The 2017-nt window shown below is 69.6% G+C and carries 1 protein-coding gene and 1 pseudogene; both read right to left on the bottom strand.

Annotated elements, in window-relative coordinates; translation table 11 throughout:
- Window positions 1-198, bottom strand: a pseudogene (locus ABTU92_RS21280) (chorismate-binding protein); the annotation flags it as partial.
- 57 nt (window positions 199-255) lie between these two features.
- Window positions 256-2016: an IS66 family transposase gene (gene tnpC, locus ABTU92_RS21275; RefSeq protein WP_408093628.1), complete on the bottom strand. Its 1761-nt coding sequence runs from the start codon at window positions 2014-2016 to the stop codon at window positions 256-258.
- Window position 2017 lies beyond the last annotated feature (1 nt).

Raw genomic sequence — 2017 nt, 5'->3', positions numbered from 1 at the left:
GGCGGCGAGCCGCCCCTCGACGTTCGAGACGATGTGCATCACCTGGCTGTAGCGCTCGATGAAGAACTGGTCCGTCACCGTCACGCTGCCGATCTCGGCGACCCGGCCGACATCGTTGCGGCCGAGGTCGAGCAGCATCAAGTGCTCGGCGCACTCCTTCGGGTCGGCGAGCAACGCCTCCTCCAGCGCCTCGTCCTTCATGCGTAAGCGGCGCGAGGACCCCACGTCCCGGCAATGGAGCGGACGGTCGACGCCTCAGCGGCGGGTTCCGAAGCGGGTCGGCATCCAGTACTGACGGATAGCTTCCACACACATCGGGATGTCGTGGTGTGCTTCGCGCAGGAACGCGGCGGTCTCGGGCCCGGGGCGCGGCTGACCGAGCACGGGTCGTCCCTGGTGGTCGACGCAGTGCAGGAGGATCGGCAACAGCAGGCCGTGATGGATGTCGCCGGGGTTCAGAAGTGGCGACCAGGCAGAACGCTGGAGGTCGATCGCGGCTTTGAAGCCCATGCACCATGGGCGCGGCTCGACCTCTCCGTTCGGTCCGGTGTGGTGGAGCGGAGCAAAGCGATCCGGGGAGTCGGAGAGCGTGGCGGAGACTGCGTTGTGGCGTGTCGCAGCCGCGCAGATGGCGGCGAACTCCGGTGTGTCACCGTGATTGAAGTCCGCCCGGTCGACGCCGAGCAGCGGACAGACCCAATCCGGCGGCGCCATCGATACGGGGCCGGCGACGACGGCGGTGACGAACCCGTCGAACATGGCGAGGTTGCGGGCGAGCGGCCGAGGAGCCCGCTCCGCGAGCCAGCGATCGAGACGGTCGAGCGGCATCGCCGAGGTCGCCATCACCGAACCGGGCTTCGCTCGAGGTCGGCGGGGCATCAGGCCGCGAGTCCCGACGAGGCGGGATCCGACGAGGCGGGCGCCCAGTTCCAGGCGAGGAACTCGTCGAGCTGATGGATCCTGGTCCTGCCGGAGACGATCCGTTCGAGCACGTCGTGCAGCCCAGCGGAACGGATCATGGCCGTTCAGCATCGCCGTGTTCACCAGCGAGGCGAGGATCGCCCAAGTCTGGGCGCCGCCCGCGCTGCCGGCGAACAACGAGTTGCGCCTGCCCAGGGCGACCGGTCTGATCGAACGCTCCACAATGTTGGTGTCGGGCTCCAGGCGTCCGTCGGCGAGGAAGCGCACGAGCCCGTCCCAGTGGCCGAGCGTGTACTTCACGGCGTTCGCCAGTCCCGACCCGGACGAGAGCTCGCCGAGCCGGGCCGTCAGATAGGCCTTCAGATCCGCCATGATCGGCGCGCTCTCTGCCTGCCGTGCCGCGAGGCGTTCCGCCGCGGGGCGGCCACGTACCCGTGCCTCGACGGCGTAGACGGCGGCGATACGCTCCAGCACTTCGCGCGCGACCGGCGAGCCGGCCTTGTACGACGCCATGAACTTGCGACGCGCATGCGCCAGACAGAAGGCGAGGGTCAGCTTCGGTCGCGCCTTGGCCAGCGTCTTGTAGGCGCCGTAGCCGTCGACTTGCAGGACGCCCTCGAAGCGGCCGAGCTGCTTGTCCACATGGGTCGCACCGCGCCCGTCGGCGTAGATGTAGCCGACCATCGGTGGCGCAGGTCCGCACCAGGCGCGATCGTCTGCCGCATGAGTCCAGAACTGCCCCGTGTGGGTGTGCCGAAGTCCCGGCTCGAGGACCGGCATCCGGGTCTCGTCGCAGAACACCCGCGGCTGCCGGTGGATGGCCGCCAGTTGCAGAAGGTACAGCGGCTTCAGCCACCAGGCCGCCCGCTTCGCCCAGCCCGCCAGTGTCGAGCGGTCGAGCCGGATGCCGTGCCCGGCCATCCTCTGGGCCTGACGATGGAACGGCATGTGCCACGCGTAGCGAGCGACCACGACCTCGGTCACCAGCGCGGTCGTCGCGAGGCCGCCGTCGAGCAGCCGCGGCCGCGCCTTCGCCTGGACGACGGCGCTCTCGCAGCCGCGGCACGCATACTTCGGCCGGATCGTCCGCAGCACC

The organism is Rhodoplanes sp. SY1, assembly GCF_046000175.1.
Lineage (GTDB): Bacteria > Pseudomonadota > Alphaproteobacteria > Rhizobiales > Xanthobacteraceae > Rhodoplanes.
This window is presented reverse-complemented; position numbering and strand designations above follow the sequence as displayed.